This is a genomic window from Mesorhizobium sp. M0145 (genome assembly GCF_040322355.1).
In the GTDB taxonomy this organism is placed as follows: Bacteria; Pseudomonadota; Alphaproteobacteria; order Rhizobiales; family Rhizobiaceae; genus Mesorhizobium.
The window spans coordinates 162,248-187,320 of the sequence record NZ_JAMYTK010000008.1; the positions used below are offsets into that span (position 1 = coordinate 162,248).

At 64.0% G+C, this 25,073-nt stretch carries 20 protein-coding genes; 10 read left to right on the forward strand and 10 right to left on the reverse strand.

Going from position 1 to position 25,073, the window contains the following annotated elements:
- Positions 1 to 117 precede the first annotated feature (117 nt).
- From NKJ28_RS15020 to NKJ28_RS15040, 5 genes are all read left to right on the forward strand, one after another.
- Entirely contained in the window at positions 118 to 885 is a 768-nt protein-coding gene (locus tag NKJ28_RS15020) for an SDR family NAD(P)-dependent oxidoreductase (protein ID WP_023679862.1), read from the forward strand.
- Positions 885 to 1,835, forward strand: a complete 951-nt coding sequence (locus NKJ28_RS15025; RefSeq protein ID WP_502898215.1) for a 2-dehydro-3-deoxygalactonokinase — start codon at positions 885 to 887, stop codon at positions 1,833 to 1,835. Before NKJ28_RS15020 ends, NKJ28_RS15025 begins: the two co-directional genes overlap by 1 nt.
- Positions 1,832 to 2,470 (forward strand): 2-dehydro-3-deoxy-6-phosphogalactonate aldolase, encoded by a 639-nt coding sequence (locus tag NKJ28_RS15030; RefSeq protein WP_352575268.1) that lies wholly within the window; start codon positions 1,832 to 1,834, stop codon positions 2,468 to 2,470. The genes NKJ28_RS15025 and NKJ28_RS15030 overlap by 4 nt, the downstream gene beginning before the upstream one ends.
- Complete coding sequence (locus NKJ28_RS15035) at positions 2,470 to 3,351, forward strand: SMP-30/gluconolactonase/LRE family protein (protein WP_023679859.1); 882 nt, start codon at positions 2,470 to 2,472, stop codon at positions 3,349 to 3,351. Before NKJ28_RS15030 ends, NKJ28_RS15035 begins: the two co-directional genes overlap by 1 nt.
- A gap of 267 nt (positions 3,352 to 3,618) precedes the next feature.
- Positions 3,619 to 4,677, forward strand: a complete 1,059-nt coding sequence (locus NKJ28_RS15040) for a D-alanine--D-alanine ligase family protein (protein ID WP_352636269.1) — start codon at positions 3,619 to 3,621, stop codon at positions 4,675 to 4,677.
- Here NKJ28_RS15040 and NKJ28_RS15045 read toward each other — a convergent pair.
- The 6 genes from NKJ28_RS15045 to dnaK all read right to left on the reverse strand — a co-directional run bounded on the left by NKJ28_RS15045 (position 4,674) and on the right by dnaK (position 10,339).
- The gene (locus NKJ28_RS15045; RefSeq protein ID WP_023679856.1) at positions 4,674 to 4,961 is read right to left on the reverse strand and encodes a DUF1330 domain-containing protein; all 288 of its coding nucleotides are present in this window, start codon (positions 4,959 to 4,961) and stop codon (positions 4,674 to 4,676) included. The two genes, NKJ28_RS15040 and NKJ28_RS15045, sit on opposite strands and share 4 nt — an antisense overlap.
- Positions 4,962 to 4,988: 27 nt before the next feature.
- Complete coding sequence (gene pyrF, locus NKJ28_RS15050) at positions 4,989 to 5,702, reverse strand: orotidine-5'-phosphate decarboxylase (protein WP_352575264.1); 714 nt, start codon at positions 5,700 to 5,702, stop codon at positions 4,989 to 4,991.
- Positions 5,699 to 6,295 (reverse strand): NADPH-dependent FMN reductase, encoded by a 597-nt coding sequence (locus NKJ28_RS15055; RefSeq protein WP_352571544.1) that lies wholly within the window; start codon positions 6,293 to 6,295, stop codon positions 5,699 to 5,701. Before NKJ28_RS15055 ends, pyrF begins: the two co-directional genes overlap by 4 nt.
- A gap of 60 nt (positions 6,296 to 6,355) precedes the next feature.
- On the reverse strand, positions 6,356 to 6,961 hold the full coding sequence (gene pmtA / locus NKJ28_RS15060) for a phospholipid N-methyltransferase PmtA (protein ID WP_023679853.1): 606 nt from the start codon (positions 6,959 to 6,961) through the stop codon (positions 6,356 to 6,358).
- 117 nt (positions 6,962 to 7,078) lie between these two features.
- On the reverse strand, positions 7,079 to 8,209 hold the full coding sequence (gene dnaJ, locus NKJ28_RS15065; RefSeq protein ID WP_023679852.1) for a molecular chaperone DnaJ: 1,131 nt from the start codon (positions 8,207 to 8,209) through the stop codon (positions 7,079 to 7,081).
- Positions 8,210 to 8,422: 213 nt separating this feature from the next.
- Complete coding sequence (gene dnaK / locus NKJ28_RS15070) at positions 8,423 to 10,339, reverse strand: molecular chaperone DnaK (protein WP_023679851.1); 1,917 nt, start codon at positions 10,337 to 10,339, stop codon at positions 8,423 to 8,425.
- A 571-nt stretch (positions 10,340 to 10,910) separates the two neighbouring features.
- On the opposite strand from dnaK, the gene NKJ28_RS15075 reads away from it, so the two are divergent.
- The 5 genes from NKJ28_RS15075 (at position 10,911) to NKJ28_RS15095 (ending at position 21,105) form a co-directional block, all read left to right on the forward strand.
- Positions 10,911 to 12,872 (forward strand): hypothetical protein, encoded by a 1,962-nt coding sequence (locus tag NKJ28_RS15075; protein WP_352636271.1) that lies wholly within the window; start codon positions 10,911 to 10,913, stop codon positions 12,870 to 12,872.
- 10 nt (positions 12,873 to 12,882) lie between these two features.
- Positions 12,883 to 16,563: a DUF7929 domain-containing protein gene (locus tag NKJ28_RS15080; RefSeq protein ID WP_352636273.1), complete on the forward strand. Its 3,681-nt coding sequence runs from the start codon at positions 12,883 to 12,885 to the stop codon at positions 16,561 to 16,563.
- Between the two features lie 171 nt (positions 16,564 to 16,734).
- Positions 16,735 to 18,690 (forward strand): hypothetical protein, encoded by a 1,956-nt coding sequence (locus NKJ28_RS15085; protein ID WP_352636274.1) that lies wholly within the window; start codon positions 16,735 to 16,737, stop codon positions 18,688 to 18,690.
- Between the two features lie 173 nt (positions 18,691 to 18,863).
- Positions 18,864 to 19,541 carry a ribulose-phosphate 3-epimerase gene (gene rpe / locus NKJ28_RS15090; RefSeq protein WP_352636276.1) on the forward strand — a complete coding sequence of 226 codons (678 nt, stop codon included), beginning with the start codon at positions 18,864 to 18,866 and terminating at the stop codon, positions 19,539 to 19,541.
- Positions 19,542 to 19,581: 40 nt separating this feature from the next.
- On the forward strand, positions 19,582 to 21,105 hold the full coding sequence (locus tag NKJ28_RS15095) for a malonate--CoA ligase (RefSeq protein ID WP_352636278.1): 1,524 nt from the start codon (positions 19,582 to 19,584) through the stop codon (positions 21,103 to 21,105).
- Positions 21,106 to 21,107: 2 nt separating this feature from the next.
- Here NKJ28_RS15095 and nagA read toward each other — a convergent pair whose 3' ends face one another.
- Genes nagA through NKJ28_RS15115 form a run of 4 tightly spaced genes read right to left on the reverse strand, consistent with a single transcriptional unit; the run spans position 21,108 to position 24,965 of the window.
- Positions 21,108 to 22,280, reverse strand: coding sequence for an N-acetylglucosamine-6-phosphate deacetylase (gene nagA / locus NKJ28_RS15100; RefSeq protein ID WP_352636280.1), 1,173 nt, complete (start codon positions 22,278 to 22,280; stop codon positions 21,108 to 21,110).
- Complete coding sequence (locus tag NKJ28_RS15105; protein WP_036239401.1) at positions 22,277 to 23,308, reverse strand: SIS domain-containing protein; 1,032 nt, start codon at positions 23,306 to 23,308, stop codon at positions 22,277 to 22,279. Before NKJ28_RS15105 ends, nagA begins: the two co-directional genes overlap by 4 nt.
- Entirely contained in the window at positions 23,305 to 24,087 is a 783-nt protein-coding gene (locus NKJ28_RS15110) for a GntR family transcriptional regulator (protein WP_023679844.1), read from the reverse strand. The genes NKJ28_RS15105 and NKJ28_RS15110 overlap by 4 nt, the downstream gene beginning before the upstream one ends.
- Positions 24,084 to 24,965 carry a glucosamine kinase nucleotide-binding domain-containing protein gene (locus NKJ28_RS15115; protein ID WP_352636282.1) on the reverse strand — a complete coding sequence of 294 codons (882 nt, stop codon included), beginning with the start codon at positions 24,963 to 24,965 and terminating at the stop codon, positions 24,084 to 24,086. Before NKJ28_RS15115 ends, NKJ28_RS15110 begins: the two co-directional genes overlap by 4 nt.
- Between the last annotated feature and the right edge of the window lie 108 nt (positions 24,966 to 25,073).

Here is a 25,073-nt window from a genome sequence, read left to right on the forward strand (position 1 = left end):
TGCGGCCTTTTGTCGGACATAAGTCCTGACAATCCACTCTTTCGCCCTTGCCCGCCCGACACGGCTGGATAGGATGCGCGCCGGCCGACCGAGATCATTGGACCGGGAGAGAATTTCATGATGCCATCGGCACGCTTTGCCGACCTCGAAGGCGCTTCGGTGCTGATCACCGGCGGCGGCTCCGGCATTGGTGCTGCCTTGACCGAAGGTTTTGTCCGCCAGGGGGCAAAGGTCGCCTTCATCGATATCGCCGACCGTCCGAGCCTGGCGCTGGCCGATCGGTTAGACAAGGAGCTCGGCCGGCGGCCGTTCTATCTCAAGACCGACATACGCGACATCGAGGCATTGCGGGTATCAATCGCCAAAGCCGCCGAGGCGCATGGCAACGTGACCGTGCTGGTCAACAATGCCGCGCAGGATGACCGTCATGCCGTCGAAGACGTCACGGTGGAGTTCTGGGACAACAACCATGCCATCAACCTGCGCCCGCATTTCTTCAGCGCACAGGCGGTGGCGCCGGGCATGAAGCGGGCCGGCGGCGGCTCGATCATCAACTTCACCTCGACGTCGTTTCTCATCAACCATCCCGATATGCCGGCCTACACCGCCGCCAAGGCCGGCATCGTCGGTCTCACCAAGGGTCTTGCCGGCAAGCTCGGCGTCGACGGCATCCGTGTCAACGCGATCGCGCCCGGCTGGGTGATCACCGAGCGGCAGAGAAAGCTCTGGGTCACCGAAGAAGCGCTCGCCGCTCATGTCGCCAAACAGTGCATCAAAGAGGTGATGCAGCCGGAAGACATTGTCGGCACCGTGCTGTTCCTGGCGTCGGATGCCTCACGCATGCTGACCGCGCAGATGCTGATCGTCGATGGGGGGTTCCTGTGATCTCATCGAGCAAGGCAGCTTCCGTCGCGGCCGTCGACTGGGGCACCACCCGTATGAGGGTCTGGCTGCTCGACGGCGCCGGCAAGGTTCTCGCCGAGCGGCGCGGCGATGACGGGCTGATCACCGCCCAGGCTAAAGGATTTTCGTCCATTCTTGAAGGGCATCTGGCTGCCCTGGGCGCAGCCGAGGCGCTGCCGGTCATCATTTGCGGCATGGCCGGTTCGCGCCAGGGCTGGCTGGAGGCGCCCTATGTCAGCGTGCCGGCGCCGATCGGCGCTATTCTCGCCGGCGCTGCCCGCATCCCCGGCCAGCGCCGCGACATCCGCATCGTGCCCGGCCTTGCCCAGCGTCTGGCCGACGCCCCGGACGTCATGCGCGGCGAGGAAACCCAGCTTGCCGGCGCCGGTTTGCCGGCAAAGGGACGCCACCTCGTCTGCATGCCCGGCACGCATTCGAAATGGGTGCTGGTCGAGGACGGCTCTGTTGCCGGTTTCGGCACCTGGCCGACCGGCGAGCTGTTTTCGGTGCTGGCCGCGCACTCGATCCTGCGCCATTCGCTGGGCGAGCCGCCGAAGCCGGTTGCCGCCGAAAATCCATTTTTCCGGGAGTGGTGCCTGAAGGCGTTGGCCGAAGGTGGTGACATCGGTTCAAGACTGTTCTCGATCCGCGCCGCCAGCCTGCTGCAGGATCTGAAGCCCGAGGATGCCGCCGCGTGCCTGTCCGGCCTGCTGATCGGCGGCGAGATCGCTTCGGCAAATCGCCGTTATGGGGCGAGTGCCGTGCCCGTCGTGCTGATCGCGTCGGGCGCACTCGGCAAGCTCTATGCCGACGCGCTCGGCCTTGCCGGGCTCGCGGTCAGGGTGGTCGACGCCGACGAGGCGGTGCGTGCCGGTCTTGCCGAAGCCGCGCGCGAAAATGGCATGATCGCCGGAAATGGAGTTGCCGCATGACCGAAACCGCACCTTTTCCAAAGCTCGAGCGGGGTCTGGTCGCCATCCTGCGTGGCCTCAAGCCAAGCGAGGCGGTGGCGATCGGCCAGGCGATCTTCGGCGCCGGTATCGAAGCGATCGAGGTGCCGCTCAACTCGCCCGATCCTTACGCCTCCATCGCCAGCATTGTCGGAGCGCTTCCTCCAACAGCCTTGGTCGGTGCCGGCACGGTGCTCAGCGCCGCCGATGTCGACGGCCTGCACAAGGCCGGCGGGCGGCTGCTGGTCAGCCCCAATATCGACGCCGACGTCATGGGCCGTGCCATGCATTACGGCATGGTGACGATGCCCGGCGTGTTCACGCCGACCGAGGCATTCCGGGCAATCCGGCTCGGCGCCTCGGCATTGAAATTCTTCCCGGCGAGCGTGCTTGGCGCGGCAGGCATTTCGGCGATGCGCGCGGTGCTGCCGGCCAGTGTGCTGGTCGGCGCGGTCGGCGGCGTTTCGGATAAGGATTTTGCCGGCTACAAGGCAGCCGGCGTCAGCGTCTTCGGTCTTGGCTCCAGCCTGTTCAAGCCGGGCATGAGCGTCGACGAAGTGGCGGCACGGGCGAAGGCTGCGGTCGTGGCCTGGGACGCGGCGTTTGGAGCGGCATGATGAGCGAGACCATCGTTTCGGTTTTTTCCGACCATGTCTGCCAACTCGGCGAGGGACCAAGCTATGACCCTGCCACCGACACGCTCTACTGGTTCGACATCGTCAACGGCCAGCTCCTCGAACAGCGCCTGTCGGGCGGTGCCGTCAAAATCCACGAGCTCGGTCAGATGGCCAGCGCCATCTGCATCATCGACGACCAACGCCAGCTGATCGCCACCGAGACCGGTCTGCATGTCCGCGACGTCGCGACCGGCAAGCTGACGCTGCACACGCCGATCGAGGCCGACAATACGGTCACCCGCTCGAACGATTCACGCGTTCACCCTTGCGGCGCCCTCTGGGTCGGCACCATGGGCAAGGGCGAGGAGAAGGCCGCCGGTTCGATCTACTGGTTCTTCAAAGGCGAGCTGCGCCGGCTCTATGCCGACGTCACGGTGCCCAACTCGATCTGCTTTTCCGAGGATGGGACGATCGCCTATTACACCGACACCAGCACCGGGCTGTTGATGCGCGTCGGCTGCGATCCGGCGACCGGCCTGCCGGTTGGCGAACCGAAGGTCTTCGTCGACCACCGTTCGGCCAAGGGCTATATCGATGGTTCGGTGCTCGACCGTGACGGCATATTGTGGAACGCCTGCTGGGGCGGCAGCGTCGTCGAAGCCTATGGACCCGACGGCAAGCTCGTCCGTTCGGTGGCGATGCCGGCGACGCAGCCTTCCTGTCCGGCTTTCGTCGGCAGGAATGCCGACCGGCTGGCGGTCACCTCCGCCTGGTCGGGCAAGAGCGAGAAGCAGCGCCTGCTCGACCCGCAAGCCGGCATGACATTTATGCTCGACATTCCAGTCAATGGTCGCTTCGAGCCGCGTGTGCTGATTGGCTGACCATGATCCCGAAAAGTGGGAACCGGTTTTCGGAAAAGATCATGGTCAAACAGGAAGATGGCGCCGTTGCTGTCGTGCAGGCGTCCGGCTGACGTCGATTCCGCGAAAGCCGAATGCATTCGCCGTGCGATGCTAGAACGGTTCATCGTTTCGCGGAACGCTGAACCGCTCTATCTCTTTGTTTTGACGCAATTCCGGACGGAAAACCGTTTCACACTTTTCCTGGAATTGCTCTAGCAATCGTGCTGCCGGGAAATCGTTTCGATCATGTCAAGCCGCGAGCCGAAGCTGATCCTTGTCTACGAGCCAGAAAAGGCTTGCTTCGATCGGCTGGTTGCCGATAACCACGTGCCGGAGCGTGCCGCCGAAATTGCCTCCTATCTGGCGCAATCGACCGATATCGCTGCTGAATTCGACGCACTTGCCGCCGCTTGCCAGAAGCGCGGCTTGTCATTTGCGCCGGTGACGCTCGACGACGCCTCAAGCGTTCTCGCCGGCGAGGACCCGAAGACCACGCTAGTCTGGACGCTGACCGACGGCATCGCCTATTTCCGCGGCGGCGCGGCACCAGCTCTGGCACGGCTGAACGGCCTGGAGGCGATCGGCGCCGACGATGCGCTTTTCGCGCTCTGCCAGGACAAGTTCTGTTCAGGCGCCGTGCTCGGCGCGTTCGGCTTGCCGGTGCCGCAGGCGGGCCTTGCCCGTGACGGCGCCTGGCTGGTCGCGCCGCCGGCCTCGCCCGCCGGCTGGTTCGTCAAGCCGAACCGGCTCGGCGCCAAGATCGGTATCTGGCCGGATTCGCGCTGCCGCGATCTCGGCCATGCGCTGGAGCTTAGCCGGCGCGTCTTCGCCGCCTATCGCGACGATGTCGTCGTCCAGCCCTATGTCGCCGGCCGCAACGCGCGCGCCAGTTTTCTCGGATTGAGGCCGGATACCGGCGTCGAGGCGCTGGGCATCGCCTTTGTCGGTTCGGGCGGCGATTTCCAGACCATGCAGGACAGCCTGGCGCTTTACGGCGATACCGGCGCAGCGGCGAAAGCTGCGGGAAAATATACCGAGCCGGTGCTGCTGCCGGTCGCCGGCAGCCAGCCTGAAGCCGATGCAAGAATCCGTCGCATCGCCGAACGCCTGATGGTCGGGCTTGGCCTGCGGGATGTGTTTTCCATCGATTTCCGGGTCGAAGCCGACGACAGCGTCCACCTCATCGAGTTCGAGGTCTGCCCCGGCTTGCCCTGCTTCGATTTCCGCGATTACTGTCGCCAGCAATGGGGCTTGAGCCTCGCCGATGCGATGGCGGAGGCAGCGGCGAACCGGCTTCTCGCCTAAATCCCCTCGACCAGCACGATTTCGCCCTCGGCCACCTTCTGGCGGATCGCGACGGCGCGCTGGTATTCGGGCGAGTGGTAGCAGTCATGCGCCGCCGCAAGCGACGGAAACTCGATGATCACGTTGCGGTCGCGGCCCGGCCCCTCGGCCTTCTCATGCGCGCCGCCGCGCGCCAGGAACTTGGCGCCGAAGCGGTCGAAGGCCGGTTTGGCAGCTGCGACATAGTCCTTGTAGCCTTCCGCATCGCGCACGTCGACGCGAGCGATCCAGTATCCTTTGGGCATGGCTTTTCTCCGGGTTAATTCCTGGCGTCAGGCCGAGCGCATTTCATCGAGGATCGCTTCCGCCGCCGCCCGCCTGTCGGCCGCGCCGACGATCGGCCGGCCGACGACGAGATGGCTGGAGCCGTTGCGGATCGCCTGCGCCGGCGTCACCACCCGCTTCTGGTCGCCATGGTCGCTGCCCTTCGGCCGGATTCCCGGCGTCACGACCGCCAGGTCGGGGCCGACGATGCGGCGCACCGCCTCGGCTTCCTCGGCCGAGCAGACGATGCCGCCCATGCCGGCATGCAGCGCCTGCTCGGAGCGCCTCAGCACCAGTGTATGCGGATCATACTCATAGCCGGCGTCGATCACGTCCTGCTCGTCCATCGAGGTCAGCACGGTGACCCCGAGCAGGCAAAGGTCGCTGCCCCTCGCGGCCTCGACCGCCGCCTTCATCGTCTTCGGATAGGCGTGGATGGTCAGCATGCTCATGCCCATCCTGGCGATGTTTTCGACGCCCCTGGCCACCGTGTTGTCGATGTCGAGCAGCTTCATGTCAAGAAAGATCCTGGTGCCGCCGCTGGCCAGCTCGCGGGCGAAGTCGAGCCCGCCGGCAAAGGCGAGCTGGTAACCGATCTTGTAGAAGGAGACGATCCCGTCGAGCTCGCGCACCGCTTTCTCGGCTTCCTTCAGCGTCGGCAGGTCGAGGCCGACGATCAGCCTTTCCTGCATCGTGTCGGCATGCGCGGCGTCCGGGATCATGCCTCGATCCGCGTCGACAGCATGCGCGAGGTTTCGATCAGCGTTCGGCATAGGTGCTCCATCGATTGGCGTAGTCTCTCGTCCCGGAAGTTGCCCTCGTCGTCGAAGGCGTAGCCGCCCTCCGGCACCGAACACTCCGGTGTCACCACCTCCATCCGGCAGCGCACCAGCACGGCGCGCAGATGGTTGATGCAGCGTATCCCGCCGAAGGGTCCGTTGGAAGACGAGCAGAGGCCGGCGACCTTGCCGGCAAGCGGCCTGAACGTCCGGCCGCCATCCTTGCGCAGCTGGCTCACCCAATCGATGCTGTTCTTGAGCAGCGGTGGAATGGAGCCGTTATATTCGGGCGTCGCGATCAGCAGCCCGTCATGGGCGGCGATCATCCGGCCGAGCTTGACGGCGTTTTCGGGAATGCCTTCGTCCTTTTCCAAATCCTGGTCGAGGATCGGCAGCGGATAGTCGGCGAGCGAGATGCGGGTCACCTCGGCGCCCTGCATGGCAAGTTCCTTCTGTGCCACGTCGGCGGTCCTGCCGCTATAGGCGCCGCTGCGCAACGAACCGGCGACGACGAGAATTTTCGGGATCACAGCCATGGGTCTGCCTTGTCACCCGATGGGTATAAGACAAGTGCTATTCAAACCCAACGCTTCAATTCATGCGGCCCCGCGTCGGTAGATCCAAAGCTGCGTCGGCGGAATGTTGCGGATGACGAAATGGAAATGCTCGACCGTATAGTCGCCGCGGCCCGGCGGGATCGGCGACAGCGGCCCGTAAGTCAGCTGCACGATCGGCCGGCCCGCCGGGATACGGTCGAGCAGGCTCTCGACATAGGCGATGCGCTGGGCGACAGGGAAATTGAGCAGCGGCACGCCCGATATCACAGAATCGAAGATCAGGTCGCGCTTGTCGCCAAGCGTCGCGTCGAGATTGAAGGCGTCGCCCTCGATGACGTTGACGCCTGGATAAAGCTGGCGCAGATGGCGCACGAAATCAGTGGAATATTCGACCGCGTAGAGGTTCTCAGGCTTTATGCCCTGGGCGAGGATGGCGCGTGTGATGACGCCTGTACCGGGCCCGACCTCGAGCACCGGCAGGCCGGATGTCGGATCGACGATCGAGGCCATCTTGCCTGCGGTGATGGAACTGGTCGGGACGATCGAACCGACCGCCTTCGGCTTGTCGATCCAGCCCTTGAAGAACTTCAGCTCGTCGTCGAACTTTTCCGCCAGCGTCTTTCGCAGTCCGGGACTACGCGTCATCGAAAGTCCTCCTCAACGCTCCCTCGCATGCTACTTAACAGTTACGAGGTGCAAGACAAGTCGAATCCCCGGATAAGGTGTTGATGACGCTCGGGAAGCGTTTTCCAGGGATCAGCTTCAGTGCTCGCCGAACGTTTCGAAAAAGTCTTTCATGCGGGCGAAAAATCCGCTCGACTGAGGCGAATTGTCCTTTGAGGAAAGCTGCTCGAATTCCTCCAGCAATTCGCGCTGACGGCGCGAAAGGTTCTGCGGCGTCTCAACCACGGTCTGGATGTAGAGGTCGCCGATATTGGGCTGGCGCAGCACCGGCATGCCCTTGCCCTTGAGGCGGAACTGGCGACCGTTCTGGGTGCCTTCCGGCACCTTCACCTTCGTCTGGGTACCGTCCAGTGTCGTCACCTCGAACGAGCCGCCAAGCGCTGCCGTCGTCATCGAGATCGGCACCTTGCAATAAAGATCGGCCCCGTCGCGCTGGAAGAATTCGTGCGGCTTGACCGCGAGGAAGATGTAGAGATCGCCCGACGGGCCGCCGCGCAGGCCGGCCTCGCCCTCATTGGCCAGCCGGATGCGGGTGCCATCCTCGATGCCGGCAGGGATGTTTACCGACAGCGAGCGCTCCTCGGTGACACGGCCCTGGCCGGCGCATTTCGGGCACGGATCCTTGATGGTCTGGCCGCGCCCCTGGCATTGCGGGCAGGTGCGCTCGATCGAGAAGAAGCCTTGCGTGGCGCGCACCTTGCCGTGGCCGTTGCACATCGAGCAGGTGACGGGCTGGGTGCCAGGCTTGGCGCCGCTGCCCGAGCATTCCGAGCAGGAGATCGAGGCTGGCACCCGAATCTGCGCGGTCTTGCCGGAAAATGCCTCTTCCAGCGTAATTTCCATATTGTAGCGCAGGTCGGCGCCGCGCTCGCGGCCGCCGGACGAGCGGCGCTGGCGCCCGCCCATCATGTCGCCGAAAATGTCTTCGAAAATGTCGGCGAAACCGCCGGCGCCAAAGCCTTGCGCCCCGCCATTCATACCGCCGTGCTCGAAGGCGGCGTGGCCGAAGCGATCATAGGCGGCGCGCTTCTGCGGGTCCTTCAGTGTCTCATAGGCTTCGTTGATTTCCTTGAACTTGTGCTCGCAGGCATGGTCGCCTGGGTTGCGGTCGGGATGGAACTGCATGGCGAGCTTGCGAAAAGCGCTCTTGAGCTCCTTCTCGTCGGCGCCCTTTTGCACGCCTAGCGTTTCGTAAAAATCAGCTTTCATGTTTTCCCGCAGTCCGGATAGTCAACGTCTTGAAGCATCGTTGCGTCGTTTGCCGGCACGCTGTTCCGATTTAGGTGTGATGGAGCCGCGATGCCAGTGTCTACGAGGCTTTGTCCGCATTTTTTCGGGCAGCTCAGCGTTTTTCCGGCAAAGGGTTGCAAAAAAGCCCGGCTGTGCGCCGGGCTTTTTCCCTTACCTGTACCGTCAGGCGGTTCAGGCCGACTTCTTCTTCTCGTCGTCTTCGTCGATTTCCTCGAAGTCGGCATCGACGACGTCACTGTCCTTGGCGGCATCAGCCTTGGCGTCGGCCTCGGCGGCTTCCTTCTGCGAAGCCTCGTACATGGCCTGGCCGAGCTTCATCGAGACTTCGGCGAGCGTCTGCGTCTTGGCCTCGATCTCGGTCACATCGTCGCCTTCGGCAGCGGTCTTCAGCGCCGCGATCGCATCGGCAATCGCCGTGCGGTCGGCCTCGGAAACCTTCTCGCCGTATTCCTTCAGAGATTTCTCCGAGGAATGCACCAGCGCCTCGGCCTGGTTGCGGGCCTCGACCAGCGCGCGCCGCTTCTTGTCGGCTTCGGCATTGGCCTCGGCGTCCTTGACCATCTTCTCGATGTCGGCGTCCGAAAGGCCGCCGGACGCCTGGATGCGGATCTGGTGCTCCTTGCCGGTGCCCTTGTCCTTGGCCGAGACGTTGACGATGCCGTTGGCGTCGATGTCGAAGGTGACCTCGATCTGCGGCACGCCGCGCGGCGCAGGCGGGATGCCGACCAGATCGAACTGGCCGAGCGCCTTGTTGTCGGCGGCCATTTCACGCTCGCCCTGGAAGACGCGGATGGTCACCGCCGACTGCGAATCCTCGGCCGTGGAGAACACCTGGCTCTTCTTTGTCGGAATCGTCGTGTTGCGTTCGATCAGCCGAGTGAACACGCCGCCCAGCGTCTCGATGCCGAGCGACAACGGCGTCACGTCGAGCAGCAGCACGTCCTTGACGTCGCCCTGCAGCACGCCGGCCTGGATAGCGGCGCCCAACGCGACGACTTCATCCGGGTTGACGCCCTTGTGCGGCTCCTTGCCGAAGAACTGCTTCACGATCTCCTGGATCTTGGGCATACGGGTCATGCCGCCGACCAGGACGACTTCGTCGATTTCGCCGGCCTTCAGGCCGGCATCCTTGAGCGCCGCCTTGCAAGGATCGATCGTGCGCTGGACGAGATCCTCGACCAGGCTCTCGAACTTCGCCCGCGTCAGCTTCAGCGTCAGGTGCTTGGGGCCGGTGGCATCGGCGGTGATGAAGGGCAGGTTGATCTCGGTCTGCGTGGTGGACGACAGCTCAATCTTGGCCTTTTCAGCCGCTTCCTTGAGGCGCTGAAGGGCGAGCTTGTCGTTCCGCAGGTCGATGCCCTGTTCCTTCTTGAACTCGGCTGCCAGATATTCGACCAGACGCATGTCGAAATCCTCGCCGCCGAGGAAGGTGTCGCCATTGGTCGACTTCACCTCGAACACGCCGTCGCCGATTTCGAGCACCGAAATATCGAACGTGCCGCCGCCAAGGTCATAGACGGCAATCGTCTTGCCTTCCTTCTTGTCCAGTCCATAGGCAAGCGCGGCCGCCGTCGGCTCGTTGATGATGCGCAGCACTTCGAGGCCGGCGATCTTGCCGGCATCCTTGGTCGCCTGGCGCTGGGCGTCGTTGAAATAGGCCGGAACGGTGATGACCGCCTTCTCGACCTTCTCGCCGAGATAGGCCTCCGCCGTTTCCTTCATCTTCTGCAGGATCATCGCCGAGATCTGGCTAGGCGACTGCTTCTTGCCGCCGGCCTCGACCCAGGCGTCGCCATTGTCGCCCTTGACGATCTTGTAGGGGACAAGCTTCTTGTCCTTCTCCGTCACCGGATCGTCGTAGCGGCGGCCGATCAGGCGCTTGACCGCGAAAATGGTGTTCTCAGGATTGGTAACCGCCTGGCGCTTTGCCGGCTGGCCGACGAGGCGCTCGCCGTCGCTGTTGATGGCGACGATGGAAGGGGTCGTGCGCGCGCCTTCCGCATTCTCGATGACCTTGGATTCCTTGCCGTCCATGATGGCGACACAGGAATTGGTTGTTCCCAGATCGATACCGATTACTTTTGCCATTTCTCTAATCTCTCCGCTAAGCAGGCTCTCAGGACCCGTACAGGCGTTCCGACGAAAGCCCCTGTTCACAAGAAATTCCGCTCCGGCAACCGGCATTCGGCGCTGGACGGCTTGGCGCGTATATAAGAACAGGCTGCGTGGCGCGCAAGCATTCTGCGCAAGGCGTTCACCTTTCATCGCGGTTGATCGGATTCGGGACCGGCAGGCCCGTATTTTCCGGCGGTGATCCAGCCGGCCCGGCCCCCGGCCCATGAACCTTTCCGCCTCGCCCCGCGACTGACGCTCAGGTGCCGCGTGGTGCGGCCCCGGAAAGGAAAGCCCCATGACCACAGATCCAGAGGCTCCATGGTCTCCGGGAACAGCAGGAACTCAGCGCGACCATCGCCTTCGGGACCGGGTCGATGCGCTGGGCTTTTCGCTGGTTCCGTTGACCCTGCGCGGACGCAGGCGTATCGTGACGTTGAGGAAAGCAGACAATTCGATCAGGGATGAACGTGCCGGAACGCCGCGCCTTGCCCTGATTTGCGCGCCGGGACCGGATGCTTCTCCCATGACCTGTGGGGGGAGATCCATGTCTTGCGACCACGGCGCGTTCGTGCGCTCTCGTGCCGGCCGTTTGCGCCGCGCCATCCAGGCTCCCAGCGGATTGTCGATCTTGGCGCTCGCCGCTGGGCTCTGGCTCGGTGGCTCGGCCCAGGCTCAGGAAACCCAGATCATCTATCCCGGCTCAATGGCAGTGACCGGATTCTCCGGCACCATCATTCCCAATTTCGAGGAAGGCCTGCCGCCGGGCGTGGATCCCGTCGACGAAACCTTCATCGACACGGCGCGCCCGACCTTGCGCATCTTCGACGTCTCAAGGCTGGACGGGCCGGCGTCTGGCCAATTGGTCTTCACCCCGCCACCGTTCGAGGTCACGGCCGGGCAAATCGGCCAGGTGTTCGGCATCACCTACGACGACGGCGTGCGCGACGGCGTTCCATCGGCCGTTCCAAACCTCTATGCCGGCGCGACGTCGCTGCACGGCATCCGCATAGTCACGCCAGACGGCGACGCCGACGGCCGGCCGGAGCGGCAGCGCCGCGGCACGGCTGACGCGGTCTTCATGGACGGCCAGTTCGGCACCGAAAACGGCGGCGGCTCCGGAACGATCTGGAAGATCGACGGCATCACCGGCGCCGTCTCGAAATTCGCCGATATCGACGCCAATAGCGGTCCCGGCATCGGCGACGTCACTTTCGACAATATCCACCGCCAGTTCTTCGCCAGCGATCTCGACACCGGCCTCATCCACCGCATCGACGCCAATGGCGCGCTGCTCGACACGTTCGACCACGGCATAGCCGGCCGCCCGGCGCACGGGCTTGCCGCCCTTGCCGACGACGGCTCGGTGATTGACATCCAGGGTGCTGCCTTCGACAGCGAGGACCCCGACAGCTGGGGCTACACGCAGGACGAGCGCCGCGTCTGGTCGGTCGCCTATCGTGGCGGCCGGCTCTATTATTCGGTCGGTGATAAGGCGGAGATCTGGTCGGTGGGCGTTGCCGGCGACGGCAGTTTCGCCGGCGACCCGCGCTGGGAACTGACGGTCAAGGCCGACAAGGATTACGCGGTCACCGACATCGCCTTCGACAACGAGGGCTTCATGTACCTGGCCCAGCGCGGCCCGGTGGAGAACCGCTACGACTACAGCCAGTTCGCCGATTCCGGCAAGGGTGAGGTCATCCGCTACTGGCGCGAAAATCCGGACGATCCGGCGACGGAATCGGCCTGGGTGGAAGTGCCGCAGGAATATGCGGTCGGCTTCCCGCAAGACAACCGACAGTCGGCCGGCGGCCTCGACCTGCAATATGGCTACGATGCCGAAGGCAATCTCGATACCGGCGTCTGCACCGACACGCTGGTCGATACCGGCGACAAGTTGCGCGACAACCCGGAGCTTGCCGAACAACTCGCAGCCGGCGGGCCGCTCGCCGTGCACGGCGTGCAAATCACGCCGACGGCACTGGTCAAGCCGGCCAACATGCCGCCTTTCGGCTCGTGGTTCGTCGACTTCGACAATTATTTCGAAGACCCGGAAGTCGAAGGCCATGTCGGCGACGTCGAGGTCTGGCGCCCCTGCGAAGGCCGTGCCGGCTATTACGAGCAGGTGCCGGGCGGCTATCTGCCACCGTTCTATCCGCCGGACTTTCCGCCCCCCGGCAATCTGCCTCCTTGCCTTGATGTCGAGGATGTCAGGTATTTCTGCACGCCCTCCGGCCTCGAGGCCGATCTCTATCTCCATGACCATGCCGGCTTTGGCGGCGATTCGATCAAGGCTCTGTCCAGGACGCCTGGCGTTGGGGTGACTTCACCTCTGTCGCATGCGCCCGGCGCGCCATACACGATCGGCATCACCGGCCATTACCCTGGCGATACGGTCGATGTCGGGCTCTGCTTCTACAGGCAGTCCGATAGCGACAAGGGTGGCTACTACCCTTGCTGCAAGATGACCTTGCGGCTCAGAACCCCAGCCGTCAGCTGCGAACCGTGAGGAGGGGAAGATGAGCAATCTCGCATTTTTCCCGCCTGCGACAAGCAGCCCATCAACCGGCAAACAATCATCCGTCATGGAGACCATCATGAAACCCCTGTCACTCGCCAGGCGCGGCGTGCGCTGGCTGATGGCGGCCGGTATCGCGGTCGCCATGCTGAGTCCGCTGCAAGGCTTCGCTGAAGACCTTGCTCCGGCCAAGACCAAGCCTGCCGATGCGGGCATCTACACTGCCGTTCCAGATCCCAGGCTCGATTTCGACAATCCTCGCACCGTCAATCCGGAGCCGGGCCGGATCGTGCCCTTCTTCACCAAGAAAGGCACCCAGAGAGGCTGCGACTATGTCGTATACTCGCTGAGCTTTGGCTTGCGCGGCAATCCGCAGGGTTTTGCCAGCCCGGACCTCGCCGCCATGCTGAAAAAGGTCAGGCTCGATTTCAGGGACCAGCTCCCGCACGGCCTGCGCATCGTCGGCGTGCATGTGACCGGCGACGGCACCGATGCGTCCGGCGGACCGCTGCCCGGTGCTGCGATCAGCAGTTCGGCTGGCCCGGACGATACCGCGACGGTGTCCGATTTCCGGATTTCCGCCAGCGATCTCGACGGCATCGGCGCTGCGAACGAGCGCGTCATCACGTTCCAGATCACCGCCAAGATCGACCATCCGGCGTTTCCGTCGCCGACGATCGTTCACAACCAGGGCGTGGTTAAGGTGAGCCGCGAACGCGGCGCCGGCATCGAAATCCCGTCGCAGGATCCGGGCAAGCCGGACGACGGCAATTATCTCACGGGTGCAAAGACGTCGATCAAGATCGACGTCACCAGGTGCAACCCGCCGCCTCCACCTCCCGGCAAGGAATGCTTCAAGGTGGAGCGCGGCACGGTCGATTGCGTGCCCGGCGGCGGCGCCTTCATCTACCACATGCCGGTCGGCCCAGAGATGGCTGGCAAATGGGTGCAGCTTTCGACGACGACACCCGGCATCACCATCATTCCCGACACGCAATTGGTGCCGGCCGGCGGCGGTGTGCTCAATTGGAAGATCGTCGGCGCTTCACCCGGCGACGTCATCCACATCATCGTCACCGGTATCGAAACCTATGCCGGCCCGAGGGAGGGCTGGGGCCTGTGCTGTACGCAGACCATCGATATCGTCATCCCGCGTGATCAGCGCTGCCCACCGAAGGACCAGGAACCGGATCTGAAAGTCGAAAAGCGCGCCGACGTGCAACGTTGCACGATGGGCGGCGGCTGCGACTTCACCATCAGGGTCACCAATGTCGGCGATGCACCCTACCACGGCAAGATCGTGCTCGACGAAGTCACCCTGCCGGCCGGCTCCACCCTCGATTCAGGGCCGAACCCGCCTTGGGTCTGCGCGCCTGGAACCACCCCGATGATTTGCACTCATCCGGTGACCACGCTCAATCCGGGTGTCTCTGTCGACCTCAAGCTCGGCTTCAAGCCGGCCGCAGGCTGGCGAGGCAGCGTCTTGCGCAACTGCGCCACTTACAATTACGGCGCCAGCGGCAAGCCGCTTTTCGGCAGCCAGCAAGACGATCGCGGCTGTGCTTCGATCCCGGTCTGCCGGCGTGGCGATCGTGACCGCGACTGCCGGCCGCCGGTGGAGAAGAAGGTCGACCTGATCCTGAAGAAGCGCGCCCGCACCGAATTCTGTTCGGCCGATGGCGTCTGCACCTTCGTGGTCGACATAATCAACAATGGCAGCGTCCCCTATAATGGGCCGCTGACGGTCGTCGATACCTATCCGGGCGGCGCGCCGGCATCCTCGACCTTCGGCCCGACGCCGCCATGGACATGCGGACCGAACGGCCCCGGCAAGTTCCGCTGCGACAATGCCGGCATCGTGCTGTTGCCTGGCGCCTCGACGCCGATCTTCGTCAGGGCGGTGATGCCGGCCAACTACCGGCCCGACAGTGTCGAGAACTGCGCCGAGGTGAAGGCTATTCCCGGTGAGAACGACATCACCAACAACAGGGCCTGCGCCAAGGAACGCATCCGTCATCCGAATGGCGGCCAGCCGGCCCTGCGCATCACCAAGGTGTGCAATGGTTCGCTGGCCGGTACTGCGGTCGTTTCCTGCCGCATTACCGTCATCAGCCTCGGCACCACTGCCCCGACCGGTCCGGTACGGGTCAACGATGCCGCGACGCTGATAGCCGGCGGAGCGCCGGTCCAGATCCAGACCGTCACCCCAGACGGCGCGGAATGGACTTGCGGACCGGTTCCGGCCAATGTGCTGTCGTGCCAGATTCCCGGCGCCGTCATGACGCCTGGAACCAGCCGCCATTTCGACGTGACGGTTGCCGCGAACCGCGAATTCGAGAACTGCGCACGCGGCTCCTACGGCCCGGCTCCGGGAGACGACATCGTCTATCCGATCGGCCAGGCCTGCGCCAAGGGCGGCGGCGCCTCGACCATCCGCGTCGAGAAGACCGGTGATGCCGAGTGCAAGCCCGGCCAGCCCTGCTCGTTCGAGATCACCATCACGAACGATGGCGCGAGCGCCTTCTCCGGTCCGGTTCGCGTCGGCGATGCGATCGGCGTCGAAGGCCTCGGCCGGCTGGAAGGCGTTGCGATCACCTCGATCGATCCGCCATTCGGCTGCTCGCCGGAGCCGGCAATCTTGCCTGCCTCCTGCATTGCCAATTTGACGATCGGCTCGGGGGAAAGCCACGTTCACAACGTGACCGTGGTGCTTCCCGACGACGGTCGCCTGGCAAATCTGCAGGGCACTGTCAACGGCCAGAACTGCGTCGGCGTGCTCTCTCCCGACACGCCGGTGCAAGGCGGTGGCGACGTGTTGTCCCGCGGTGCGGCCAACGTGCAGGGCGATCGCGGCAAGGCCTATGCCTGTCATCCCTTCACCATCAGGAATGAGAAGAAGAAGGAATGCTCGCAAGGCTTCGTCATGAACGACGCCGGCAACTGCGTCTGCCCGCCCGGCACGACCTTCCGCAATGGCCAATGCTCGTCCGGGGGCGGCACGGTCATCGTGCCGAAGCCAAAACCTTGCGTTCTGCTCAAAGGCCAGATACGCACCGAAGACGGACGCTGCGTCTGTCCGCGCGGAACCGAGCTGGAGAACGGCGCTTGCGTGGGGAAAGAGCCGAAGCCCGAGCAGTGCACCATCCGTGGCCAGATCCACGACGCTGCCGGCGATTGCGTCTGCCCGCGGGGCACCGAAGTCAGAGGCAATGCCTGCCGGCCAATCCAGCCAAGGCCCGAGCAGTGCACCATCCGTGGCCAGATCCACGACGCCGCTGGCGATTGCGTCTGCCCGCGGGGTACGGAAGTCAGGGGCAATGCCTGCCGGCCAATCCAGCCGAAGCCGGAGCAGTGCACCATTCGTGGTCAGATCCACAATGCCGCTGGCGATTGCGTCTGCCCGAGGGGCACGGAAGTGCAAGGCAATGCCTGCAGGCGCAAGAAGCCTGTTGTGGTGGAGTGCCCGATACCTGGTCAGATCCACAACAAGCGTGGCGTATGCGTCTGCCCGCGTGGGACAGAGCTGCGCGACGGCGCCTGCCGCAAACCACGGTTGGAATGCGCACCGGGCGCGCGGCCGATCAATGGCCAGTGCCAGCCGATCCGCAAACCGAACCTGCTGCTGAATCCAAAGGTTCTTCAGCAGGTCGTGCCAAGGCGTAAGCCGCAGCTCGAGCAATAGGATCGCGCACCGAACTTCAAACGGTGATGGTTCGCGTCACCCAAAACCCGCCGGAGCGATCCGGCGGGTTCTTTCTTTGGCGGCGCCGTATTTCGGCGGCTTGCATGAACCTTACGGCAGTCAGCAGCGACAAACTCCTGAAGGACCCCATCAACCCATCAGGAGAGAGAAATGCCTTCAGCCAAACGTCTTTTCCGAACTGTGGCGACCACTGCATTGATCGCAGCCTCGCTTGCAGGCACGCCCGCCTTCGCCAAGCAGGCGAACATAAAATCGATGTCATTCCATACGGAAAGCGCCAACACGACAATCCATGTCGGCTCGAGCGACAAGCAGAAATGGGACACGCTGAAAAGCGGCAACGTCCAGTTCTGGGGCCACATGAAGCTCGATCTCTGGTGGCCGGGTTATGTGCAGGATGTCGCCGTATCGCTTGGTGTCTGCGGACCAGGCCAGTGCCAGGCGTTCCCGCCGATCTGGAGTGCTTCACCGCTTAGCCGCGACTACGACCACCAGGAAAATTTCTCCTTTGATCCCTCCATCATCCCGCTGTCGTCGAATACCGGCATCGCCGTCGTACCCGATGGCGATGAGATCATCGCCAAGTGCAACCAGCACCTCCAGGCCGACGGCCCGACCAAATCCTATTCATTCACGCACACATTCCACGCCAGTTTCTCGGCAGCCACCGACACCGCTCTCGACATGGACAATGCGGTCTCCGAGGCACAGGGCGGCAGCTGGCCGCATCCGCTGTACGGATCGCACTATGCCGAGCATGGCTCGTTCGACGTTCAAATCGTCTGCGATGCGGTCGTCAAACCAAAGGTCCAGGACATCGCCACCGATTTCGGCGAGTTCGACGTGAATGACGTCAAGCTGTTCTTGACGACATACCAGTCCAATCAGCCAGGCTCCACGCCTGGCACTGTTTGCCCTTCGCTCAAGGTCACCAGCCGGGCGCAAGCCAACCAGGCCGGGCCGGTTACGATGCGCATCTGGCGCCAGAAGGACGGTGGGCCGATCACCTCCGAGGTGCAGCAGGCATGGGCTTCGTACGATGCAGCGAAGAACGGCTATTTCGCGCTTTATGAAAAATGGGAGGATGTCGGCGCCACCGCCTATTTCCAATACAAGACCGAGATTGTCGGCAACGGCCCGTTCGAGCCCTTCGACGGCTGGAAGGACATCACCGTCCATTGCACGAGTGCCGGCGGCGGCGGCTTCACCGATTCACCGCAGGACAACCCCGACAACCCGCCGGTGCATTCGGACTGGCAGGGCGAGGTCACCGTGTCCGACAGCGCCGGCCTCAAGAAACTCTGCCCGCGCAAGGGTCAGGTGACGTTCGAAGTCGAGCGCGATGCGCCGGGCGCGTTTCACTACCGCATCAGTTGCTCGAATGGTGCCTTCTTTACCGGCACGACTGCGGCCTTCAACAATGGCGGTGTGTTCAAGGCGAGCGCCGCGCACGATCTCAGCATCGTCAGGACGCGCTCGATCCAGTGTACCCTGCAGGAAATCAAGCAGAATGGTTCAATCGCGACCGTCGATACGGATACGGAGGATTTCACCTGCATAAAGCGCATCTTCGATCCGAAGGCCGACGATCTCGTCTCGACCACCCGTCCGGATTCCGATCAGCCCAAGCTGCCTCCGGTCGTCGTCGATCCCGGCCGTAAATGTCTGCCCAGCCAGAATCTGATCCACGGCAAATGCATCGACAGGCCGCTCGTAGACGCGTGCCGCAGCACCGAAAAGCTCGTCAATGGCAAGTGCGCTGGCATCAGCATCCATTGCCTGCCCGGCTATCATCAGATCGGACTAGAATGCGTAAGGAATCCGGTGATCGCCGACAGGTGCAACCGCAATGAGCTGCGCATCGACGGAAGATGCGTGCGCAAGCCGCCGGTCGTTACCGACTGCAAGCGCGGCTACCATTTGGTCGGCAAGGCATGCGTCAAGAACCCGGTGATCGTCACCGCCTGCCGTGCAACCGAAAAACTGGTGCGTGGACATTGTGTGCCCAAGCCGCCGCTGAAGAAGCCCGATCTGCAGAAGGTGAAACAAGGCAACGGCAAGCTCTTCCTGCCACGGACGGCCAGGCCGCGGCTTCATCCGAACTGAAATCCAAGGCCTTGCCCTGGAAAGTCCTTGCACTGGAGGAAAGGTCTGCACAGGAGAGAAGTGGCTCGCACCGCTTCTCCCCTTCTGCGCGGATGCGGTATTGACGCCGGATTCCTGTCGACAAGCGGCGCCGAGATGATTACGCCGATGGGGCTCAACAACGGGAAGCGGACATGGCTCAAAAAACCCTGATCGCGCCATCGGTGCTGGCGTCCGATTTCTCGAAGCTCGGCGACGAGGTCGAGGCGGTGGCGGCCGCCGGCGCCGACTGGATCCATCTCGACGTCATGGACGGGCATTTCGTCCCCAACATCACCTTCGGGCCGCCGGTGATCAAGGCGATTCGCAACCGCACCAAGGCCTTCTTCGACTGCCATCTGATGATCGCCCCCGCCGACCCCTATCTGGCCGCCTTCGCCGAGGCCGGGTGCGACGGCATCACGGTGCACGCCGAAGCCGGGCCGCATCTCGACCGCTCGCTGCAGACGATCAAAAACCTTGGCAAGAAGGCCGGTGTGTCGCTCAACCCGGCGACACCGGAGACGATGATCGAATACGTGCTCGACCGGCTCGATCTTATCCTGATCATGACGGTCAATCCGGGCTTCGGCGGCCAGGCCTTCATTCCGGCGATCGTAGACAAGGTGAAGCGGGTGAAGGCGCTGATCGGTGACAGGCCGATCCGGATCGAGATCGACGGCGGCATTTCGCCGGAAACTGCGCCCCTGGTCACCGCCGCCGGCGCCAGCGTGCTGGTCGCCGGTGCGGCCATTTTCAAGGGCGGCAGCGTCGCAGCCTATCGGGCAAACATCGAGGCAATCAGGGCAGCGGCGGACAAGGCGGCCGGCTGACCGCCGCCGTTCGGCCGGAGACAGCCGCTCGGGGGGACTTATGAGCAACCATCTGTTCGATGCTTTCCGTGCCCGGATGCCCACGCCCGGACGCCCTTTGATGGAGGCAGAGGACGGGCGCTCGATCAGCTATGGCGAAATGCTGGCGCGCTCCGCTCAACTGGCACATGTGCTGTCGCAGCTGGGCGTCGAAGCCGGCGACCGCGTCGCCGTTCAGGTCGAGAAGAGCCCGGAGGCCATTTTCCTCTATCTCGCCTGTCTGCGTGCCGGCGCGATCTTCCTGCCGCTCAACACCGCCTATACGCTGACCGAGCTCGACTATTTCTTCAGGGATGCCGAGCCGCGACTGATCGTCTGCGACCCGGCGCGAGTGATCGAGATCGGCGCTTTGGCGCAGGCCTCGGGCGCTGCGGTCGCGACACTCGGCAGCAAGGGCGAGGGTTCGTTGACCGATCGGGCCTTTGAGGCGGCCGCGGACTTCCACGATGTGGCGCGCGGACCGGACGACCTTGCCGCGATCCTCTACACGTCCGGCACCACCGGCCGTTCGAAAGGCGCCATGCTCAGCCACGAAAACCTCGCCTCCAATGCGCGGGTGCTCGTCGACCTCTGGCGCTTCACTGCCGCGGACGTGCTGATTCACGCGCTGCCGGTTTTCCACACGCATGGCCTTTTCGTCGCCACCAATGTCGTCCTGATGGTCGGCGCCTGGATGCTGTTCGAAACCAAATTCGACCCGGCCCGCATCGTTTCGCTGCTGCCGCGCGCCACCGTGCTGATGGGCGTGCCGACATTCTACGTCCGCCTGCTGCAGCAGGACGGTTTGAACCGGCAAGCGGCGAAAAACATCCGCCTGTTCATTTCCGGCTCGGCGCCGCTGTTGGCCGAGACGCACAGAGCCTGGCGAGAGCGCACCGGCCACGCCATCCTCGAGCGCTACGGCATGACCGAGACCAACATGAACACGTCGAATCCATACGAGGAAGAGCGGCGAGCCGGCACGGTTGGCTTCCCCTTGCCCGGCGTCTCCCTGCGCATCGCCGATCCCGATGGCGGCGAAACACTTGCCCGGGGCGAGGTCGGCATGATCGAGGTCAAGGGCCCGAACGTCTTTTGCGGCTACTGGCGCATGCCGGAAAAGACAAGGGCCGAATTCCGTGACGACGGTTTCTTCATCACCGGCGATCTCGGGCTGATCGATGCCGACGGCTATGTCCACATCGTCGGCCGCGGCAAGGACCTGATCATTTCCGGCGGCTACAATATCTATCCAAAGGAAGTCGAGAGCGAGATCGACGCGCTGCCTGGCGTCGCCGAAAGCGCTGTCATCGGCGTTGCCCATCCGGATTTCGGCGAAGGCGTCACCGCTGTCGTGGTGAGGGCGCCAGGCTCGACCATAAGCGCCGCAGGGATCGTCGAGGCCATCGCCGGGCGCCTCGCCAGGTACAAGCATCCGAAACGGGTGATCTTCGTCGACGAACTGCCGCGCAACACGATGGGCAAGGTGCAGAAGAACCTGCTGCGCGAAGCCTACAAGGACCTCTATACGTCCAAAGCCGGCTAACCCTAACGAGCAGGGCTGCCTGCAAAAACCCTGGCACCATCGATCCAGACGCTTTTAATGTCCAGATCGTCCGACAGCGAAACGATGTTGGCCGCGGTACCGTTGGCGAAGCGCCCGAGCCGGTGCGACTGGCCGATCGCCTGCGCCGGATAGAGCGAGGCCATGCGCAAGGTTTCATCGAGGTCGAGACCGACGACGCGGTGCATGAAGCGCACCGCGGAAATCATGTCGAGATCCGCGCCCGCCAGCGTGCCGTCGGCAAGTGTCAGCCTGCCATCCTTGCGGTGGATGGTGCGGCCGTTCAGCGTGAACGAGGTCATGTCGGTGCCGATCGTCGCCATGGCATCGGTAACGAGCAGGATCTTGCCCGGCCCCTGCTTGGCGCGCAAGGCGATGGCCATGGTGGCCGGATCGACATGGATACCGTCGGCGATGATCCCGGCATAGAATGTGCCGGTATCGATTGCGGCGCCCGCTAGCCCTGGCTCGCGATTGCCGATCTGGCTCATCGCATTGAACAGATGGGTGACCACCGTTGCGCCGGCCTCGGCAAAGGCGCGAGCCGTGGCATAGCCGGTATCGGAATGGCCGATGCTGACGACGATGCCGGCCTTGCTAAGCGCCGACACCTGGCTGGGCTCGACGGATTCGGGCGCCACCGTCGTCAGCAGCACGGGCAGGTTTTTCCGTGCGGCGATCAGCATCGTCTGGTCGGAGTCTAGCATCGGCCGGACCAAAGCCGGGTCATGTGCGCCCTTGCGGGCGATCGACAGATGCGGCCCTTCGAGGTGCAGGCCCAGGAACCCCGGCACCTTCCTCCGTGCCGCCTCGGCTCCGGCCGCAACCGCCGCGGCGGTGATCTCGGACGTGTCGGTGATCAGCGTCGGCAACAGCGCCGCCGTGCCGAAGGGTGCGTGCGCCCGGCAGATGGTCTCGATCGAGGCGACGTCGGGATGGTCGTTGAGCATGACGCCGCCGCCGCCATTGACCTGCAGATCGACGAAGCCAGGCGCCAGCATGCCGCCGCCGGTCTCGATACGCGCAACATTGGATGGAATGGCGCCGGCGGCAACAATGGCCTCGACGAGGCCGTCGCGCACGACAAGCGCCGCATTGTCGTGCCAGTCGTCGCCATCGAAAATCCGGGCGCCAGTCAGGGCAAAACGGTCGCTCATAGGGTTTCCGTTACCTTGCGCAGATTGGGCGGCGTGTCGGGGTCGAGGCCGCGATGGCGGGCAAAAGCCTCGACGAAACCATAGAACGACACGATCAGCGTCAGCGGGTCGGTCAGCGGATGACCGGTTGCGACATGCGGCAGGCGCTGAGCGCTCTTTGCCTTGTTCGACGTCACAAAGACGGCAGCGCCCTTGCCGGCCAGGCTGTCGGCGGCATCGGCCACCGATGGCTCGGACGCATCGCGAGCAGCCAGAGCCAGCACCGGGAAACCGGGACCGACCAGCGCCAGCGGGCCGTGCATGACCTCGGCGGCACTATAGGCTTCCGCATGCATGGCGCAGGTTTCCTTGAATTTCAGCGCCGCCTCGTTGGCGATCGCCGCCGACGGGCCACGGCCGAGAATGAACAGCGATTTCGGCGTCTCGAGTGCCCCAGCCAGCGCCATCCAGTCGCAGGCGATCGCCTTGCGAAAATGCTCCGGCAAGCGCGCGAGCGCCACCAGGAGTTTCTCGTCGCCGGTGCAATGCGCCATCAAGGCGAGTCCTGCGACGGCTGAATTGACGAAGGTCTTCGTCGCCGCGACGCTGCGCTCCGGTCCGGCCAGGATGTCGATCGCGTAGTCCGAAGCCCGCGCCAGCGGCGAATCGGCGGTGTTGGTGATGGCGACGGTCAGCGAACCGCCGGTCCTCGCCGCTTGCGCCATTGCAACGATGTCCGGGCTCTTGCCGGACTGCGAGATCGCCAGGCAGGCCGAGCCGCCCAGCTTCAGCTTGGCGCCATAGATCGAGGCGATCGACGGGCCGACCGATGCAACCGCCAGCCCGGCGGTCAACTCCACGGCATATTTCATGAAGGTTGCGGCATGGTCGGACGAGCCGCGCGCCACGGTGACGACGAAATTCGGATCGCGCTCGCGAATGCCGCGTCCAGCTTCCGTCAGCACCGCGGCCGAGCCATCGAGCAGGCGGGCGGTGGCCTCCGGGATCTCCTCGATCTCGCGCCGCATATGGGTCGTTGTTGCGGTCACGGCCGGCCCTCTTCGCCCGGCCCGCTCAGCCGGAGTTCGGCGACAAAATCATAGGCGTCGCCCCTGTAGATGGAGCGGGTAAACTCGATCACCTTGCCGCTCGCCAGATAGGAGATACGCTCGATGTGCAGGCCGGCAATACCCGGCGGTACTTCCAGCAGATGTGCGTCGCCATCGCCGAGATTGGTGGCGGAAATGCGCTGCACCGCCCGCACCGGCCTGTTGCCGGTCTTTTCCAACGCGGCGTAGAGCGACGAACCAATCGCCGCCGGATCGGGCAGCACGCTTGTCGATAGCGAGGCGCGCTCGATCGCCAGCGGCGTGTCGTTGGCGATACGAAGGCGCGCCACGCGCGCAACCAATTCGTTCGACGCCAGGCCGAGCACCATCATCTCGTCGGGCGACGGCGGATAGAGGCCGCGGTCGAGCCAAGCCGAACGCACCGCCATGCCGCGCCGCGCCATGTCTTCGGTAAACGAGGTCAGCATCGACAGCGACTGCTCGACGCGCTCCATACGTGGCGCAACGAAGGTACCGGAACCATGGCGCTGGACGAGGATGCCGCCCTTGACCAGGTCCTGCACCGCCTTGCGCACGGTGACGCGCGAAATGTCGGCCTTGCTAGCGATGTCGCGCTCGGAAGGCAGCGCATCGCCAGGTCCGATCAGCCCGCGTTTGACCGCATCCTCGATGCTCTTCCTGAGCTGCAGATAGAGCGGCGCGCCACTCTGCGACGATTGTTTCAGCGCCGCAAATATCTGGTCGGCGGCCTCACTCATCGAGCTGCCTCCGCCGTGTTTGCGAAAATCCGAACCGCCATCTGAACCGCGCCGCCCAGCGCGTCGTCGAGCGGCGGTTTCAGCAGCGCCCGGTAGCGGGCCGACAGGCGCGGCGCATAAAGCGGCGCCAGCCCGCCGAGCAGGCAGAGCGGATCGTCGCCGCCGAGGTCGAGCACGCCAAGCGCTGCCTCGACATCGGCGATCGCCTTGTCGAGGATCCAGATAGCGACGGCGTCGCCTTTTTCGGCATGTTCGAACACCTTGGGCGCGAAGCCGCCGAAATCGCCGGGCTTGGCGTTGGTGGTGAATTCGACCACATCCTCGGGATTGTTGCGGAAAATGGCGAGCATGGTCTGCGTCAGCGGCGATCCCTGGCGGATGCCGTCATAGGCGAGCAGCGTCTGCTCGAGCAGGTCGCGGCCGATGCGGGCGCCGCTGCCCTGGTCGCCGACCTGAAAACCCCAGCCACCGATGGCGCGCGACTTGCCTCGTCTGCGCGCCATATAAGCGGTGCCGGTGCCGAGTATGGCCATGGCGCCGTCGCCTGAGCCAACCGCGCCTTCCAGCGCGATCTCGGCATCGGTCTCGACGCGGCTGATGCGGAACGGCAGGATCGCTTCGAGCTGCTGCCGGTAGGTGCCGACATTGGCGCCGGCAAGACCGAGAACGGCCGGAGTTTGCGGGATCAGTGCGGGATCCCTGCCCGCGGCGACAAAGGCCTGCTGCGCTGCGTCGACGATGTTCGTCCTGGCGCCGGTGAGATCGGTTCGGATGTTGGCGGCACCGCTTTTGGCGCGGCCGAGGACGCTGCCGTCGGCCGTTGCAAGGGCCGCCCTGCAGCTGGTGCCGCCGCCATCGATGCCGAGCACGAATTTCACGCGATTTCTCCTCCGGGCGGATAATACCAATAAAATACCAATAGCCAAGGATTAATTTCCGTTTCAAAAAAGTTAAGGCGTAGTTTGTTGGAAAATCAGCCAATTGCG

What these genes read in the sequence shown, in the direction of transcription:
- NKJ28_RS15020 (WP_023679862.1), top strand. Translation starts at nt 118, where the DNA reads ATGATGCCATCGGCACGCTTTGCCGACCTCGAAGGCGCTTCGGTGCTG.
- NKJ28_RS15030 (WP_352575268.1), top strand. Translation starts at nt 1,832, where the DNA reads ATGACCGAAACCGCACCTTTTCCAAAGCTCGAGCGGGGTCTGGTCGCC.
- NKJ28_RS15035 (WP_023679859.1), top strand. Translation starts at nt 2,470, where the DNA reads ATGAGCGAGACCATCGTTTCGGTTTTTTCCGACCATGTCTGCCAACTC.
- NKJ28_RS15040 (WP_352636269.1), top strand. Translation starts at nt 3,619, where the DNA reads ATGTCAAGCCGCGAGCCGAAGCTGATCCTTGTCTACGAGCCAGAAAAG.
- NKJ28_RS15045 (WP_023679856.1), bottom strand. Translation starts at nt 4,961, where the DNA reads ATGCCCAAAGGATACTGGATCGCTCGCGTCGACGTGCGCGATGCGGAA.
- pyrF (WP_352575264.1), bottom strand. Translation starts at nt 5,702, where the DNA reads ATGATCCCGGACGCCGCGCATGCCGACACGATGCAGGAAAGGCTGATC.
- NKJ28_RS15055 (WP_352571544.1), bottom strand. Translation starts at nt 6,295, where the DNA reads ATGGCTGTGATCCCGAAAATTCTCGTCGTCGCCGGTTCGTTGCGCAGC.
- pmtA (WP_023679853.1), bottom strand. Translation starts at nt 6,961, where the DNA reads ATGACGCGTAGTCCCGGACTGCGAAAGACGCTGGCGGAAAAGTTCGAC.
- dnaJ (WP_023679852.1), bottom strand. Translation starts at nt 8,209, where the DNA reads ATGAAAGCTGATTTTTACGAAACGCTAGGCGTGCAAAAGGGCGCCGAC.
- dnaK (WP_023679851.1), bottom strand. Translation starts at nt 10,339, where the DNA reads ATGGCAAAAGTAATCGGTATCGATCTGGGAACAACCAATTCCTGTGTC.
- NKJ28_RS15075 (WP_352636271.1), top strand. Translation starts at nt 10,911, where the DNA reads ATGTCTTGCGACCACGGCGCGTTCGTGCGCTCTCGTGCCGGCCGTTTG.
- NKJ28_RS15080 (WP_352636273.1), top strand. Translation starts at nt 12,883, where the DNA reads ATGAGCAATCTCGCATTTTTCCCGCCTGCGACAAGCAGCCCATCAACC.
- NKJ28_RS15085 (WP_352636274.1), top strand. Translation starts at nt 16,735, where the DNA reads ATGCCTTCAGCCAAACGTCTTTTCCGAACTGTGGCGACCACTGCATTG.
- rpe (WP_352636276.1), top strand. Translation starts at nt 18,864, where the DNA reads ATGGCTCAAAAAACCCTGATCGCGCCATCGGTGCTGGCGTCCGATTTC.
- NKJ28_RS15095 (WP_352636278.1), top strand. Translation starts at nt 19,582, where the DNA reads ATGAGCAACCATCTGTTCGATGCTTTCCGTGCCCGGATGCCCACGCCC.
- nagA (WP_352636280.1), bottom strand. Translation starts at nt 22,280, where the DNA reads ATGAGCGACCGTTTTGCCCTGACTGGCGCCCGGATTTTCGATGGCGAC.
- NKJ28_RS15110 (WP_023679844.1), bottom strand. Translation starts at nt 24,087, where the DNA reads ATGAGTGAGGCCGCCGACCAGATATTTGCGGCGCTGAAACAATCGTCG.